This is a genomic window from Acidovorax sp. CCYZU-2555 (genome assembly GCF_018413525.1).
Lineage (GTDB): Bacteria > Pseudomonadota > Gammaproteobacteria > Burkholderiales > Burkholderiaceae_C > Comamonas.
This window is the reverse complement of the sequence record NZ_JAHCDD010000111.1, coordinates 1-14,647: the sequence shown is the minus strand read 5'-3', so window position 1 is coordinate 14,647 and position 14,647 is coordinate 1. Positions and strand designations below refer to the sequence as shown.

Here is a 14,647-nt window from a genome sequence, read left to right as displayed (position 1 = left end):
GTGAGCTGCACGCGCAGCAGCTGGCCGTTGCGCGCATCGGTCAGCAGATAGAGCCAGCCGTCGGGCCCCTGGCGCACGTCGCGCACGCGCTGGCCCAACTGCGGCAGCAGCAGGTGCCGCGCCGTGACCTTGCCGTTTTGCAGCGTCAGGCGTTCGAGCATCTGGCTCTTGAGCGCGCCCACCACCATCTGCCCTTTCCAGGCCGCGCCATAGCGGTCGCTGGTGATGAAGGCCATGCCTGACGGGGCGATCGACGGCACCCAGTAATGCGCGGGCTGCTCCATGCCCGGCTGCGCGGTAATGCCCTTGCCGATCGCGCCGCCGCCATAGTTCTCGCCGTAGGTGATCACCGGCCAGCCATAGTTCTTGCCGGCCATGGGCTGGTTGACTTCGTCGCCGCCCTGGGGGCCATGCTCGTGCACCCAGAGCTGGCCGTCGGGCGCGAGCGCCGCGCCCTGGGGGCTGCGGTGGCCGTAGCTCCAGATCTCGGGCAGCGCGTCGGCGCGGCCGGCTGAGGCGCCCCCGGCTGAGGCGCCCCCGGCGAACGGGTTGTCGGTCGGCACCTTGCCGTCCTTGCGCACGCGCACCAGCTTGCCGAAATGGCTGCGCAGGTTCTGCGCCTCTTCCTTGGCGGTCGAGCGCTCGCCCAGCGCCAGGAACAGCGTGCCATCGGACTTTCCGCCGACTTCGCGCTCGACGATGCGGCAGCCGAAATGCAGGCGGCTCGCGTACTTGGGCTGCTGCGAGAAGATCACCTGCACGTTCTCCAGGCGCGTCGCGTCGGCGGAAAGATTGGCGCGCGCCAGCGCCGTGCTGTTCACGGCGGTGTTGCCGTCGGCGCCGGGCTCGGAAAAGCAGAAGTACAGCGTGCGGTTGCGCTCGAACTCGCTGTCTAGAATCACGTCGAGCAGGCCGCCCTGGCCGCCCGCGGCGATCTTGGGCAGGCCGGCCAGGGGTTCGCGCAGCCGGCCGTCGGCTTCGACGATGCGCATGCGCCCGGGGCGTTCGGTGACCAGATAGCGGCCATCGGGCAAAAACGCCAGGCCCCAGGGGTTTTCGAGCCCGCTGGCAATGGCCTTGGCCTCGACGCGCGGCGCGTCGGCGCTGTCCGGCGTGGCCGCCAAAGGATGCGCGCCGGCCGGCGCGGCCCCCGCCAGGGCACCCGCGAAGGCAGCGATGAGGAGGGTGAACTTGGAACGCATGGGCAGACTTCTCCAGATGGGGAAAACAAAGGGCAGGGTCCGGGCCCCGCAAGGGACCAGGCTCTGCCAGCATAGTTTTGTGCGCCTTGGCGCCGCTGCCCATACCCCTGCAATCCGCTTGACTAAATCGCGCGGCCTCTCACAGGTGTATAACCTCCACCCTTTGGGGTGCGTGTGCCCGGTGGGAGCGTGCGCGCCTTTTACCTGAAGGAAAACAATTCATGGGCGCGCAGTGGAAATCGAAGGGCAAGGCACAGGTTGCCGATGCCAAGGGCAAGCTGTTTGGCAAATTGGCCAAGGAAATCATGGTCGCCGCACGCGGCGGTGCCGACCCGGCAGCGAACTCCAAGCTGCGCCTGGTCGTGGAGCAGGCCCGCAAGGTGTCCATGCCCAAGGACACGCTTGAACGCGCCATCAAGAAGGGCGCGGGCCTGACGGGCGAAACCGTCAATTTCGAACATGTGATCTATGAAGGCTATGCGCCGCACCGCGTGCCGGTGATGGTCGAATGCCTGACCGACAACGTGAACCGCACCGCGCCCGAAATGCGCGTGGCGTTCCGCAAGGGCCAGATGAGCGCCGTGGCCTGGGACTTCGACTATGTGGGCATGATCGAAGCCGAACCCGCGCAAGCCGGAGCCGACGCCGAAGTGGCGGCGATCGAAGCCGGTGCGCAAGACTTCGAAGCGGGCGACGCCGAAGGCAGCACGCTGTTCCTGACCGACCCCACCGATCTCGATCTGGTCAGCAAGGCGCTGCCCGCACAAGGCTTCACGGTGCTGTCGGCCAAGCTCGGCTACAAGGCCAAGACGCCCATCAGCGCGGCCAGCCTGAGCGCCGAACAACTCGAGGAAGTGCAGACCTTCCTCGCGGGCATCGACGACAACGACGATGTGCAGAACATGTTCGTCGGCCTGGTCGACTGATCACTTTGCCGGCCGGCGTAATGCCGGTCTCGCCATCAAGCCCATTGAGTCACTTGCTGACGCAATGGGCTTTTTTGTTTCTCGGGCACGAAGTACAGTTTTAGGCACAGTGCGCAATTGTCGATCCCGGCGTGGCTCACCAACGGGGGCAGCGAGCAAGGGCCGCCGCGCAGCGAGGCTGCCGTTCCCCCACCGAAGGATGAGGGGGGAAACCGCGTAAGCGGCTCAGGGGGCAATTATTTCGTGCCGAAGATGCGGTCGCCGGCGTCGCCGAGGCCGGGAAGGATGTAACCGTGGTCGTTGAGCTCACGGTCGATCGCGGCCGTGTAGATCGCCACATCGGGGTGGGCCTTCTGCATGGTCGCAATGCCTTCGGGCGCGGCCAGCAGGCACATGAACTTGATCGACTTGGGGTTCAATTGCTTCAGACGCGCGACGGCGGCCGCCGCCGAGTTGCCCGTCGCCAGCATGGGGTCGACGACGATGATGTCGCGCTCGGCCATTTCAGCGGGCATCTTGAAGTAGTACTCGACGGGCTGCAGCGTCTGCGGATCGCGGTACAGGCCGATATGGCCGATGCGCGCGCCGGGCACGACATTGAGCATGCCGTCCAGAAAGCCGTTGCCGGCGCGCAGGATCGAGACCAGCACCAGCTTCTTGCCGTCGATGACCTTGCCGGTCATGGTTTCCATCGGCGTATCGATCTCGATGTCCTGCAGGGGCATGTCACGCGTGATCTCGTAGGCCATCAGCGTGCTGAGTTCGCCGAGCATGCGGCGGAAGCTGTTGGTGCTGGCCTCCTTGCGGCGCATCAGCGTGAGTTTGTGCTGCACCAGCGGGTGGTCTATAAGATGAACTTGGCTCATGTGTGTTGTAGGTTCGACAGGGTAATGGAGGGCCAGCGGACCAGGTCCGCGGGCCGGTGGCGGCCAGGCATCAGTCCGCGAGGAAGCGGGCGTAGCGATTCAGGTCCACATTGCCGCCACTGATGATGATGCCGACACGGGCTCCCGAGAGCTCGATGCCGCCATGCAGCGCTCCGGCATAGGCCAGGGCACCAGTGGGCTCGACCACGATTTTCATGCGTTCGGCGAAAAAGCGCAGCGCCTGAACCAATTGCTCGTCGGAAACAGTAAGAATGTCTTCGACCGCAGGCTGGATCAGCGCAAAGGTGATATCGCCCAGGGACTGGGATTGTGCGCCATCGGCGATGGTCTTGGGCGTGGGAATGCGCACCAGCGCGCCGCTGCGCAGCGATTGCTGGCCGTCATTGCCGGTTTCGGGCTCGACGCCATAGACCTTGCACTGCGGCGCGAGTGCCTGCGCCGACAGCAGACTGCCCGACAGCAGGCCGCCGCCGCCCAGGCAGACAAACAGATAGTCGAGGTCGGGAACCTCCTCGAACAGCTCCTTGGCCGCCGTTCCCTGGCCGGCGATCACGTCGGCGTGGTCGAACGGCGGGATCAGCGTCATGCCGCGCTGCTGGGCGAGCTGGGCGCTGATGGCTTCGCGGTCTTCGGTGAAGCGGTTGTAGGTCACGACCTGGGCGCCATATTCGCGCGTCGCCGCCATCTTCGCGGCCGGCGCGTCTTCGGGCATCACGATCACGGCCGGCATTTCGAGAATGCGCGCCGACAGCGCGATCGCCTGCGCATGGTTGCCCGACGAGAACGCCAGCACGCCGCCCTTGCGCTGGGCGTCGGTGAAGCGCGACAGCGCGTTGTAGGCGCCGCGGAACTTGAACGCGCCCATGCGCTGCATGTTCTCGCACTTGAAGAACAGCTGCGCGCCGAAAAGTGCGTCGGCCGTGCGCGAGCGCTTGACCGGTGTGCGGTGTGCGACGCCCTCGAGCCGCTCGGCGGCCGCTAATACGTCTGCGTAACTGGGAAGGGTGGCGGTAGAGGGCATGGGACGCTTTGTAGAACGTTGGGGAAGTTGTAAGCCCATCATAGCGAGGCGCCAGCCCTTCTGAAGCGCTGCGCGCCTTTCGGGATCGTTTGCGTGGCGTGTGCCGAAAAACCGGATTTCGTTCCCTGGAAATGCTTTTTCAAATGTAAAAAAATGAAACTTTTCTTGTATTTCGGAAATTTCACGAATTTCTGAAATTAAAGCAATGTCTTCTATAGGAGTCAGATAAAAATGACTCTTATTTACATTTCAATGCCTTTTTATGGGGGTATCGGGTCAATTCCTCGGCTCTGCGCGCGAGATGGCGGCTGTTGCGGGCATTACGGAGGTGGAAAGCAGCCGCTGACGCCGGTTGAAAGCCGAAGCGTGGATAGAACCTTTCGTTGGATTGATATATGTCAAGTCAATGAGGGCGAGGCCCTATTGCTTTGTGTGTCTTTTTGTATGTGTAAAAGATGTGCAACGATTCGCGCACTTTTGTAGTTCAACCACGAAAAGAGCACAACAATCATGTACGTGAAGACCCTGGTGGCAGCCCTGTCGGCTGCTGCGTTCATGGCTCCTGCCAGCCTGCTGGCACAGCCCACAAACAATTTCACACTGATCCAAGGCAAGACCCAGGAACTGGGCAAGCTGGTTGCGGCCGCCAACGGCCAGACGGCCTACACGCTGCTGACCGACTCGCCCAAGAGCGACGAGAAAGCCGCTGCACTGGCCGCTTGCGACAAGGCTTGCCTGTCGCAGTTCACACCCGTGAAGGCCTTGAGCGCCAAGCCCCAGGGCTGGTTGCTGGCCCAGGGCCTGGTCGGTGCCGTCAAGCGCGCCGACGGCACGCTGCAAGCCACGTTCAACGGCCACGCGCTGTACACCTTCGCCGGTGACAAGGCCGCGGGCGAAGTGCACGGTCAAGGCTTCAACAAGGTGGCTTACGCAGTTACCACCGTGGGCAAGATCAACACGGCCGCTCCAAAGGTCGCGCAAGCCACCGCCGCCGTGAAGACGGTCGCTCCCGTGGACGCCGCCCAGTTCGAACTGGGCAAGGACAAGTACGCAGCGACTTGCGCCGGCTGCCACGGCCCCAGCGGCGAAGGTGCGTTCGGCGCGCCTTTGAAGGGCAACAAGATGATCGGCAACGACGAAGCCTTCATCAAGCAGATCCTGGTCGGCAGCGGCGACATGCCCAGCTTCGCACCCATGCTCGCGGACGCCGATGTGGCCGCGATCGCCACCTTTGCACGCAATGCCTGGGGCAACAAGCTCGGCGGCATCACCGTGGACCAAGTCAAGAAACTGCGCTGAGCACCGGTCCCGAGCGAGCGCCGTTTCGGCTGCGCGCTCCGGCCCCCTCACGCCTTGCCACCTATTTGACGGAATTTGCATTCATGAATTTCAAGACCCTTGCCTTGGCTGCTGCGATCAGCGCCACTTTCGTGCCCGCAGCATTTGCTGACATGGCCGCCTACCGTCCCGTGACGGACGCCAACGTGCTCAACCCCGAAGCCGGTGAATGGCTGATGTGGCGCCGCACGGTCGACAACCAGGCCTACAGCCCGCTCGAACAGGTCAACACCAAGAACGTGGGCGAACTGCGCATGGAATGGTCGTGGTCGCTGCCCGTGGGCGGCCTGACCGAAGTCGCTCCCCTGGTGCGTGACGGCGTGATGTTCGTCGGCATGAACCAGGCTGTGGTTCAAGCCCTGGATGCCACCAACGGCAACCTGATCTGGGAATACAAGCACAAGAACCCCGAATGGACCGGCGGCTACCACGCCAGCCAGGCCGATCGCCAGCGCAACAACATCGTGCTGTACAAGGACAAGGTCTACCTGACCACGCCTGACGCCAAGATCGTGGCCCTGGACGCCAAGACCGGCAAGTCGCTGTGGGAATCGCAGGTCGCCGACTGGAAGAAGGGCTTCAGCTACACCGCTGGCGCCATGATCGTCAACGGTTTGATCTATACCGGCATGTCGGGCTGCTCGATCGCCGACACCGGCGGCGGCTGCTTCATCATGGCCCACGACGCCGAGACCGGCAAGGAAGTCTGGCGCGTCAACACGCTGTCCGACCTGACGCGCAAGGAAGTGGAAGCTTCGTGGAATGGCATTCCTCCCGAAAACCGCTACGGCGGCTCGGCCTGGATCACCGGCGCCTACGATGCCAAGCGCGACACCCTGTTCTGGGGCGTGGGCATGCCCATTCCCTGGGCTGAGTCCGTGCGCGGCACGACCGGCGGCGCGACGCTGTACACGAACTCGACGCTGGCCATCGATGCCAAGACCGGCAAGGTCAAGTGGTACTACCAGCATCTGGGCCGCGACGACTGGGATCTGGACAGCGTGTTCGAACGCGTGCTGGTCGAGTCGGAAATCGCTCCCGAGGCCAAGGAAGTGCGCTACATGAGCGCCAAGGTCAAGCCCGGCAAGAAGTACGACGTCATCGTGACGGTTCCCGGCAAGTACGGCACGGCCTTTGTGCTGGACCGCGATTCGGGCGACCTGCTGTGGGCGCGTGACACCGCTTACCAGAACGTGGTCAAGGGCTTCACCAAGGATGGCAAGTCCATTCCCAATGTGGACCTGATCTCCAAGACCATCGACCAGACCGTGCACGTCTGCGGCGGCCGTTCGCTGGGCAAGCTGTGGCAAGCCGGCGCGTACAGCCCCAAGACCAACTCGTTCTACTTCCCCATGGCCGAATCGTGCCGTGACCTGACGCCCAATCCAGGTGAGTACGTCACCGGCGGCGCGCTGGGCTTCCAGAAGTCGGGCCCTGCCCAGGCGGCTCCCGGCGAGACCAACACCGGCCGTTTCTACGCGTTCAACGTGAAGACCGGCAAGATGGAATGGGTCAAGAAGCAGGCCGCGCTGTTCACTTCGTCGGCGCTGACCACGGCGGGCGACCTGGTGTTCGTTGGCGACAGCATGCGCAACTTCACGGCGTTCGAGCAAGCCTCGGGCAAGCTGCTGTGGAACAGCAAGCTCAACACTTCGGTGTCGGGCAACCCCATGACCTACAGCGTGAACGGCAAGCAATACATCGCCATCACGACGGGCCCGCACGCACAGACGCCTACGGCCGTGGCAGTGAACCCCGAGCTGAAGAACGTGAACGACAACGGCCACTCGCTGTTCGTGTTCGCGCTGCCTGACGCCAAGGCCGCCAAGTAATCCATCCCCGGATGGCGCGCGCCGGTCGCAAGACCCGGCGCCGACAAACCCCGCCCGCAGCGATGTCGGCGGGGTTTTTTCTTTCAGCGTGGATCGGCGAACGCGTGCAGCGGCGCGAGCGGCGGAAACTCTGGCGCGCGCTTTTCCTGGCGCGCCTGCACCGCTTCGCCGACATGGCGGTTGCTCCAGATGCCCGACTGCAGCCAGCCCATCTGGCGCAGGCTGTCTTCGACGCTGTGGTCGCGCGCGTAGTCGAGCGCCTGCTTGGTGCCCCAGATGGCGATGGGCGGCTTGGCGGCAATCTCGTGGGCGCAGGCCAGCGCGGCTTCCATCAGTGCCCCGGGCGTGTCGAACAGCGCATTGACCAGTCCATGGGTCAGCGCCTGCTCCGCGGGCAGGCGCCTTCCGGTATAGGCCATCTCCTTGACGATGCCCATGGGAATCAGTTTGGGCAGGCGCTGCAGCGTGCCCAGGTCGGCGACCATGCCGATGTTGATTTCCTGGATGCAGAAGAACGCGTCGCGCGTCGCATAGCGTATGCAGGCCGTGCTGATCAGGTCGACGGCGCCGCCTATGCAGCCGCCCTGGATGGCGCAGATCACCGGCATGCGCAGGCGCTCGATGCGGTTGAACGTGGCGAGCATGTCGGCCAGCGTGTCGCTGAGCGCAGCCCGGCCTTCGGGCGTGCCGTCCTGCGGCGCAAAGCCCGGGTCGGCGAAAGTCTCCAGCGCCATGCCCGCGCTGAAATGCTTGCCCGTGCTGCTGATGACCAGGGCCCGCGCCTGGCCCGCGTTATGCAGCTGCTGCAGCACGCTGTCTAGCTCACGCCAGAACAGCGGGTGCATGGTGTTGAGTGCGTCGGGCCGGTTGAGCTGCAGGTGCGCGACAGCGCCGTGCCAGGTCAGCGCAAAACAGTGCAGCGAAGGGGAGGCGGTGGGTGCGGTCATTGCACCACTCTAGAGGCGCGGCGCGAGAACGCACGTCACCCGGGTGACGCGTGTGGCGCGGCCGGGGGAGTTCAGCGCTTGCCGCCGCCCATGATGCTGCCCAGCACGCCGCGCAGGATCTGCTTGCCCAGCGAATTGCCCATGGTGCGCATGGTCGACTTGGCCATGGTCTGCACCAGTCCGTCGCGCTTGCCGCCGCGCGGCCCGGTGCTGCCGAACAGCAGGTCGTTGAGGCCGCCCATCATTCCCGCGTCCTGGGCCGCGCCCTGGCCTGAAGGCGCCGTGGAACCGCCAGGTGTTGCGGCCGGCGTGGCCTGGGCCGTGCGCTGCTTGAGAATTTCATAGGCCGATTCACGGTCTTCGGTCTTTTCGTAGACGCCGGCGACCAGCGACGACTGCATCAGCGCCTGGCGCTGGGCCGGCGTGATCGGCCCGATCTGGCTGCCTGGCGGAATCACGTAAACGCGCTCGGTGACGCCGGGCCGGCCTTTTTCGTCGAGGAAACTGATCAGCGCTTCACCCACGGCCAGCTCGGTGATCGCGGTTTCTATGTCCAGGCCCGGGTTCTGGCGCATGGTGGTGGCCGTGGCTTTCACGGCTTTCTGGTCGCGCGGCGTGAACGCGCGCAGCGCATGCTGCACGCGGTTGCCCAGTTGGGCCAGCACGCTGTCGGGAATGTCGAGCGGGTTCTGGGTGACGAAATACACGCCCACGCCCTTGGAGCGCACCAGGCGCACGACCAGCTCGATGCGTTCGAGCAACACCTTGGGCGCGTCGTTGAACAGCAGGTGGGCTTCGTCAAAGAAGAACACCAGCTTGGGCTTTTCGGGATCGCCGATTTCGGGCAGTTGCTCGAACAGCTCCGACAGCATCCACAGCAAAAAGGTCGAGTACAGGCGCGGCGCGTTCATCAATTTGTCGGCCGACAAGATGTTCACCACGCCCTGGCCGCCGGCGTCGGTCTGCATCAGGTCCTGGATGTTGAGCATGGGCTCGCCGAAGAACTTGTCGCCGCCCTGGCTCTCGATCTGCAGCAGTCCGCGCTGTATCGCGCCCACGCTCGCGGCGCTGATGTTGCCGTATTCTGTGGTGAATTGCTTGGCGTTGTCGCCAACATGCTGCAACATGGCGCGCAGATCCTTGAGATCGAGCAGCAGCAGGCCGTTGTCGTCGGCGATCTTGAACACCAGATTGAGCACGCCCATCTGCGTCTCGTTGAGCGCGAGCATGCGGCCCAGCAGCAGCGGGCCCATGTCGGACACGGTGGCGCGCACCGGGTGGCCCTGCTCGCCGAACACATCCCACAACGTGGTCGGGCAGGCCAGCGGAGTCGGCAGCGTGAGGCCGCGCTCCTTGATCGAAGCCGCGAGTTTGTCGCCCACGCTTCCGGCCTGGCTGATGCCGCCCAGGTCGCCCTTGACGTCGGCGAGGAACACCGGCACGCCGATCTGCGAGAAGCTTTCAGCGAGTTTTTGCAGCGTCACGGTCTTGCCCGTGCCCGTGGCGCCGGTGATCAGACCATGGCGATTGGCGAGGCCGGGCAGCAGTGTGCATTCTGTGGCAGAGTGCTGTGCGATCAGGAGTGGTGGGGCCATATCGAAGTTCCTCTGGAAATGCGTGCCGTCAAAAGTAAAATCGCCATCAGTAGATTAAATCAATACCAAAGGAATTCCTGTGGCAGGACACAGCAAATGGGCAAATATCCAGCACCGCAAGGGTCGCCAGGATGAAAAACGGGGCCGCGTCTGGACCCGTATCATTCGGGAAATCATGGTGGCCGCACGCGCGGGCGGCGGCGACCTGGATGCCAACCCCCGGCTGCGCCTCGCGGTGGAGAAAGCCAAGGCAGCCAATATGCCTGCTGACAACATCAAGCGCAACATCGACAAGGCGACAGGCAACCTCGAAGGCGTGAACTACGAGGAAATCCGATACGAAGGCTACGGTATTGGTGGCGCGGCGATCATTGTCGACACAATGACCGACAACCGCGTGCGCACGGTGGCCGATGTACGCCACGCATTCAGCAAATACGGTGGCAACATGGGCACGGAAGGCTCGGTGGCCTTCCAGTTCAAGCACTGCGGACAAATCATTTTTGCTCCCGGCACTTCGGAGGACCGCGTCATGGAAGTGGCGCTCGAAGCCGGGGCCGAGGACGTGGTCACCGACGAGGAGGGCGCCATCGAGGTGCTGACTTCGCCGGCCGACTTTGAAACCGTACGCAATGCACTGGAAGCCGCAGGCCTCAAGCCTGACGTGGCGGAAGTGACCATGCGCCCTGAAAACACCATCGCCCTCGAAGGCGATGACGCGACCCGCATGCAAAAGCTGCTGGACATGATCGAAGACCTGGACGACGTTCAAGACGTTTACCACAACGCAGACTTATGAAAATTCTTGTGATTGGCGGCGGAGGCCGTGAGCACGCTTTGGCGTGGAAAATGGCGCAATCGCCCAAGTCCACCAAGGTGTATGTTGCACCTGGCAATGGTGGTACGGCGTTGGCGGGCGGCAAGCTCGAAAACCTGGACCTGACCGATGTCGTGGCCCTGCGCGAATGGGCGCAGGCTGAAAAGATCGGCCTGACCGTGGTCGGCCCGGAAGCGCCGCTCGCGGCCGGCGTGGTCGACGAGTTCCGCGCCCATGGCCTGCGGGTGTTCGGCCCGACCAAGGCCGCGGCGCAGCTCGAAAGCTCCAAGGCTTTCTCCAAGGCCTTCATGGCGCGCCATGGCATTCCCACGGCCGCCTATGAGACGTTCAGCGACCCCGCGCTGGCCCATGCCTATATTGACCGTCTGGGCGCGCCCATCGTCGTCAAGGCCGACGGCCTGGCCGCCGGCAAGGGCGTGGTCGTGGCGCTCACGGCGCAGGAAGCCCATGACGCCGTCGACTTCATGCTGGTCGACAACAAGTACGGCGTGAGCCACAACGACGGCGGCGCGCGCGTGGTGATCGAGGAATTCCTCGAAGGCGAGGAAGCCAGCTTCATCGTGCTGTGCGACGGCAAGAACGTGCTCGCGCTCGCCACCAGCCAGGACCACAAGCGCCTCAAGGACGGCGACGAAGGCCCGAACACCGGCGGCATGGGGGCCTACTCGCCCGCGCCCGTGGTCACGGCCGACGTGCATGCACGTGCGATGCGCGAAATCATCCTGCCGACCATCCGCGGCATGGAACGCGACGGCATTCCGTTCACGGGCTTCCTTTATGCAGGCCTGATGATCGACCCTACCGGCCACGTGAAGACGCTGGAATTCAACTGCCGCATGGGCGACCCCGAAACCCAGCCGATCATGATGCGCCTCAAGAGCGATCTGGTCGACGTGATGGGCGCGGCGGTCGACGGCAAGCTCGACCAGGTCGAACTCGACTGGGATCGTCGCACCGCGCTGGGCGTGGTGATGGCCGCCCACGGCTATCCCGAAGCGCCGCGCAAGGGCGACGTGATCACGGGCCTGCCGGCCGAAACCGATGACGCCATGGTCTTCCATGCGGGCACGGCCCTGGTCAACGGCCAGCCCCAGGTCACGGGCGGACGCGTGCTGTGTGTGACCGCGCTGGCCGACAGCGTCAAGCAGGCGCAGGTGCGTGTGTATGACGTGGCGCGCGGCATCCATTTCGATGGCATGCAGTACCGCCGCGACATCGGCTTTCGCGCGATCAAGAGTTGAGGTGCGGCCCGTGGAAGCAATCAGCGCGACGCCCGCGAGCGTGCACAACGTGCGCGCCTACCTGACGGGGCTGCAGGACGCGATCACCAGCGCGCTCGAGTCCGTCGAAGGCGAGGGCGGTGGTCGTTTCCTCTCCGATGCCTGGGCCAAGGGCCCCGAGGAGCGCCTGCAGGGCGAGGGCATCACGCGCATCATGGAGGGCGGCCGCGTGTTCGAGCGCGCGGGCTGCGGCTTCTCGCATGTGCGTGGCGCGCAGCTGCCGCCATCGGCGACGCAGCACCGCCCAGAACTCGCGGGCGCGCCGTTCGAGGCCATGGGCGTGTCGCTGGTGTTCCATCCGCGCAACCCCTATGTGCCCACGGTGCATATGAACGTGCGCATGATCTCCGCCGGCCATCCGGGCCAGGTGCCCACGCGCTGGTTCGGTGGCGGGCTCGACCTGACGCCCTGCTATGGCTTCGAGGAAGACGCAGTGGATTTCCACCGCGGCTGCCGCGATGCGCTGGCACCGTTCGGCGCCGACCTTTATCCGCGTTTCAAGACCTGGTGCGACGAGTATTTCTATCTCAAGCACCGCGACGAGCAGCGCGGCGTGGGCGGCATCTTTTTCGACGACTTCAGCGAACTGGCTCCCGAGCAGAGCTTCGCCATGCTGCGCTCGGTCGGCGATTCGCTGCTCAAGGCCTACCTGCCCATCGTCGCGCGCCGCAAGGACACGCCTTATGGCGAACGCGAAGTCGATTTCCAGCGCTACCGGCGCGGCCGTTACGTCGAGTTCAACCTGGTCTGGGACCGGGGTACGCACTTCGGCCTGCAGTCGGGCGGGCGCACTGAATCCATCCTGCTGTCGATGCCGCCGCATGCCTGCTGGAGCTACCAGCGCGAGGACGCGCCGGGCTCGCCCGAAGCGGCCTTGACGCGCGAATTCCTGGTGCGGCGCGACTGGCTTTGAGCCTCAGGACCAGCCGTTCTGACGGACTTGATGTGCGCGCAGCGGGGTTATGCTGCAAAAAACTATAATTTCGATAGCTGACCGCACAGATGCGGCACGCATATCATTCCAATAACAACGCAACAGCCCAGTCTGCGGTACACCGCGGGGGGGCAAGCCGCAGGAGGCATTGAGCCCCGATGCGCGCTATATTGAACAACCTTTTCTATACATCGCCTGATGACCACCACCCCCAAAACGGAAACCGCCGCCAAAAAAGACGTCACCAAGCTCCAGCGCGCCATCGTCGATGGCCTGGAGGATGTCAAGGCGCAAGACATCCAGGTCTTCAACACCGAACACCTGTCGCCCCTGTTTGAACGCGTGATCGTGGCATCGGGCACGTCGAACCGCCAGACCAAGGCGCTCGCCGCCAGCGTGCGCGACGCCGTCAAGGAAGCCGGCTTCGACAAGCCGCGCATGGAAGGCGAAGAAAACGGCGAATGGATCATTGTGGACTGCGGCGCCGCCGTGGCGCACATCATGCAGCCGGCCATCCGCCAGTACTACCGCCTGGAAGAAATCTGGGGCGACAAGCCCGTGCGCCTGAAGCTCGGCGCCGCCAAGCCCGCGCCTTCGGCCGCGAACTTGTTGGCTGACAAGAAGGCCGCGCAAAAGGCTGCCAAGTCGGATGCCAAGGCAGCGCCCAAGTCCAAGGCCAAGGCCGCAGACAGCGCCAAGCCAGCGGCCAAGAAGACCGCAGCCAAGAGCGCCGCCAAGCCCGCAGCCGCCAAGAAGCCCGCAGCGAAGACCGTGGCCAAGGGCCTGGCAGCACCCGCAGCCAGCGCCAAGACCGCGACGAAGACCGCGGCCAATGCCGTGGCCAAGGAAGCCGCCCAGACCGCAGCCAAGTCTGCGGCCAAGGCAGCAGCCAAGCCCGCAGCCGCCAAGAAGCCGGCGGTCAAGAAAGATGCAGCCAAGGTCCAGACCGTGGTCATCAAGGCTTCGGTGCCCCGCACCGCCAAGCCCGCGGCACCTGCCGCCAAGCGCGCACCCCGCAAGGCTTCCTGATAGGGCCTGAGGGATGAAGCTGTTGATCGTGGCCGTGGGCCAGCGCGTGCCCGACTGGGCACAGACGGCTTACGACGATTACGCCAAGCGCTTTCCGCCGGAACTCAAGGTGGAGCTCAAGGCGGTCAAGACCGAACCGCGTGCCTCGAAGACGCTCGAGACGCTGTACGCAGCCGAGCGCGAACGCATCGAGGCCGCGATTCCGCGCGGCATGCGCATCGTGGTGCTCGACGAACGCGGCACCACCCTGACGACCAAGGCCCTGGCCCAGCGTCTGCAGGGCTGGCAGCTCGAAGGCGACGATGTGGCGCTGGTGATCGGCGGGCCCGACGGCCTCGAGCCGGCCTTTCGCCAGGCGGCGCACGAACGCATACGCCTGTCCGACCTGACGCTGCCGCACGCCATGGTGCGCGTGCTGCTCATCGAGCAGCTGTACCGCGCCTGGTCGGTCAACGCGGGCCATCCTTACCATCGCGAGTAAGGGGCGGCGCCTCTGTAGAACCATGAACGGCCTGTGCTCATCACTTGAGTACAGGCCGTTTGTCCTTCTACGCGGCCGGCGAGGCAGGCTCGCAAGAAGCAGCTTTTTTTGTTGAATAAATCAATGACTTAAAAGGTAGTCGGTTTGGGCAACTGCGACCCATTCGTGGTGTGCTTGCCTAGCCGGCCGCGTCGCACCATGAACGGCCCGTCTTCATGCCTTGAGCGCAGGCCGTTCATCCTTCGACGGGCTCTCAAGAAACAGCTTTTTTTGTCAAATAAATCAATAACTTAGAATCTGGTCGATTTTGGCAAACGGCGGCAAAACTGTGACCCGT

At 64.3% G+C, this 14,647-nt stretch carries 13 protein-coding genes; 8 read left to right on the top strand and 5 right to left on the bottom strand.

Annotation, left to right across the window (positions count from 1 at the left end):
• Positions 1-1,202, bottom strand: a 1,202-nt coding sequence (locus KHY18_RS25235) for a PQQ-dependent sugar dehydrogenase (protein WP_213306654.1), incomplete at its 3' end; no start/stop codon positions are given.
• A 221-nt stretch (positions 1,203-1,423) separates the two neighbouring features.
• Here KHY18_RS25235 and KHY18_RS25230 point away from each other — a divergent pair.
• Positions 1,424-2,128, top strand: a complete 705-nt coding sequence (locus KHY18_RS25230; RefSeq protein WP_213306651.1) for a YebC/PmpR family DNA-binding transcriptional regulator — start codon at positions 1,424-1,426, stop codon at positions 2,126-2,128.
• A 236-nt stretch (positions 2,129-2,364) separates the two neighbouring features.
• Here KHY18_RS25230 and upp read toward each other — a convergent pair whose 3' ends face one another.
• Positions 2,365-2,994, bottom strand: coding sequence for a uracil phosphoribosyltransferase (gene upp / locus KHY18_RS25225; RefSeq protein WP_213306647.1), 630 nt, complete (start codon positions 2,992-2,994; stop codon positions 2,365-2,367).
• Positions 2,995-3,064: 70 nt separating this feature from the next.
• The gene (locus KHY18_RS25220) at positions 3,065-4,036 is read right to left on the bottom strand and encodes a threo-3-hydroxy-L-aspartate ammonia-lyase (protein ID WP_213306643.1); all 972 of its coding nucleotides are present in this window, start codon (positions 4,034-4,036) and stop codon (positions 3,065-3,067) included.
• A 510-nt stretch (positions 4,037-4,546) separates the two neighbouring features.
• On the opposite strand from KHY18_RS25220, the gene KHY18_RS25215 reads away from it, so the two are divergent.
• Positions 4,547-5,335, top strand: coding sequence for a c-type cytochrome (locus KHY18_RS25215; protein ID WP_213306640.1), 789 nt, complete (start codon positions 4,547-4,549; stop codon positions 5,333-5,335).
• Positions 5,336-5,418: 83 nt separating this feature from the next.
• Positions 5,419-7,206, top strand: coding sequence for a pyrroloquinoline quinone-dependent dehydrogenase (locus KHY18_RS25210; protein WP_213306636.1), 1,788 nt, complete (start codon positions 5,419-5,421; stop codon positions 7,204-7,206).
• A gap of 83 nt (positions 7,207-7,289) precedes the next feature.
• Here KHY18_RS25210 and KHY18_RS25205 read toward each other — a convergent pair whose 3' ends face one another.
• Complete coding sequence (locus tag KHY18_RS25205) at positions 7,290-8,153, bottom strand: enoyl-CoA hydratase-related protein (protein ID WP_213306633.1); 864 nt, start codon at positions 8,151-8,153, stop codon at positions 7,290-7,292.
• Positions 8,154-8,224: 71 nt separating this feature from the next.
• Positions 8,225-9,748, bottom strand: a complete 1,524-nt coding sequence (locus tag KHY18_RS25200; RefSeq protein ID WP_213306630.1) for a helicase HerA-like C-terminal domain-containing protein — start codon at positions 9,746-9,748, stop codon at positions 8,225-8,227.
• Between the two features lie 79 nt (positions 9,749-9,827).
• On the opposite strand from KHY18_RS25200, the gene KHY18_RS25195 reads away from it, so the two are divergent.
• The 5 genes from KHY18_RS25195 to rlmH all read left to right on the top strand — a co-directional run bounded on the left by KHY18_RS25195 (position 9,828) and on the right by rlmH (position 14,310).
• Complete coding sequence (locus KHY18_RS25195; RefSeq protein ID WP_213306628.1) at positions 9,828-10,547, top strand: YebC/PmpR family DNA-binding transcriptional regulator; 720 nt, start codon at positions 9,828-9,830, stop codon at positions 10,545-10,547.
• The gene (gene purD / locus KHY18_RS25190) at positions 10,544-11,827 is read left to right on the top strand and encodes a phosphoribosylamine--glycine ligase (protein WP_213306626.1); all 1,284 of its coding nucleotides are present in this window, start codon (positions 10,544-10,546) and stop codon (positions 11,825-11,827) included. Before KHY18_RS25195 ends, purD begins: the two co-directional genes overlap by 4 nt.
• Positions 11,828-11,837: 10 nt before the next feature.
• Positions 11,838-12,779, top strand: a complete 942-nt coding sequence (gene hemF / locus KHY18_RS25185) for an oxygen-dependent coproporphyrinogen oxidase (RefSeq protein ID WP_502769409.1) — start codon at positions 11,838-11,840, stop codon at positions 12,777-12,779.
• Positions 12,780-12,998: 219 nt separating this feature from the next.
• Positions 12,999-13,829: a ribosome silencing factor gene (rsfS, locus tag KHY18_RS25180; RefSeq protein ID WP_213306622.1), complete on the top strand. Its 831-nt coding sequence runs from the start codon at positions 12,999-13,001 to the stop codon at positions 13,827-13,829.
• Positions 13,830-13,842: 13 nt separating this feature from the next.
• Positions 13,843-14,310 carry a 23S rRNA (pseudouridine(1915)-N(3))-methyltransferase RlmH gene (rlmH, locus tag KHY18_RS25175; RefSeq protein ID WP_213306620.1) on the top strand — a complete coding sequence of 156 codons (468 nt, stop codon included), beginning with the start codon at positions 13,843-13,845 and terminating at the stop codon, positions 14,308-14,310.
• Positions 14,311-14,647: the final 337 nt, after the last annotated feature.

Excerpts from the sequence above, each read along its gene's own strand:
- KHY18_RS25205 (WP_213306633.1), bottom strand. The coding sequence starts at position 8,153 with ATGACCGCACCCACCGCCTCCCCTTCGCTGCACTGTTTTGCGCTGACC.
- rlmH (WP_213306620.1), top strand. The coding sequence starts at position 13,843 with ATGAAGCTGTTGATCGTGGCCGTGGGCCAGCGCGTGCCCGACTGGGCA.
- rsfS (WP_213306622.1), top strand. The coding sequence starts at position 12,999 with ATGACCACCACCCCCAAAACGGAAACCGCCGCCAAAAAAGACGTCACC.
- KHY18_RS25210 (WP_213306636.1), top strand. The coding sequence starts at position 5,419 with ATGAATTTCAAGACCCTTGCCTTGGCTGCTGCGATCAGCGCCACTTTC.
- KHY18_RS25200 (WP_213306630.1), bottom strand. The coding sequence starts at position 9,748 with ATGGCCCCACCACTCCTGATCGCACAGCACTCTGCCACAGAATGCACA.
- KHY18_RS25220 (WP_213306643.1), bottom strand. The coding sequence starts at position 4,036 with ATGCCCTCTACCGCCACCCTTCCCAGTTACGCAGACGTATTAGCGGCC.
- KHY18_RS25215 (WP_213306640.1), top strand. The coding sequence starts at position 4,547 with ATGTACGTGAAGACCCTGGTGGCAGCCCTGTCGGCTGCTGCGTTCATG.
- KHY18_RS25230 (WP_213306651.1), top strand. The coding sequence starts at position 1,424 with ATGGGCGCGCAGTGGAAATCGAAGGGCAAGGCACAGGTTGCCGATGCC.
- purD (WP_213306626.1), top strand. The coding sequence starts at position 10,544 with ATGAAAATTCTTGTGATTGGCGGCGGAGGCCGTGAGCACGCTTTGGCG.
- upp (WP_213306647.1), bottom strand. The coding sequence starts at position 2,994 with ATGAGCCAAGTTCATCTTATAGACCACCCGCTGGTGCAGCACAAACTC.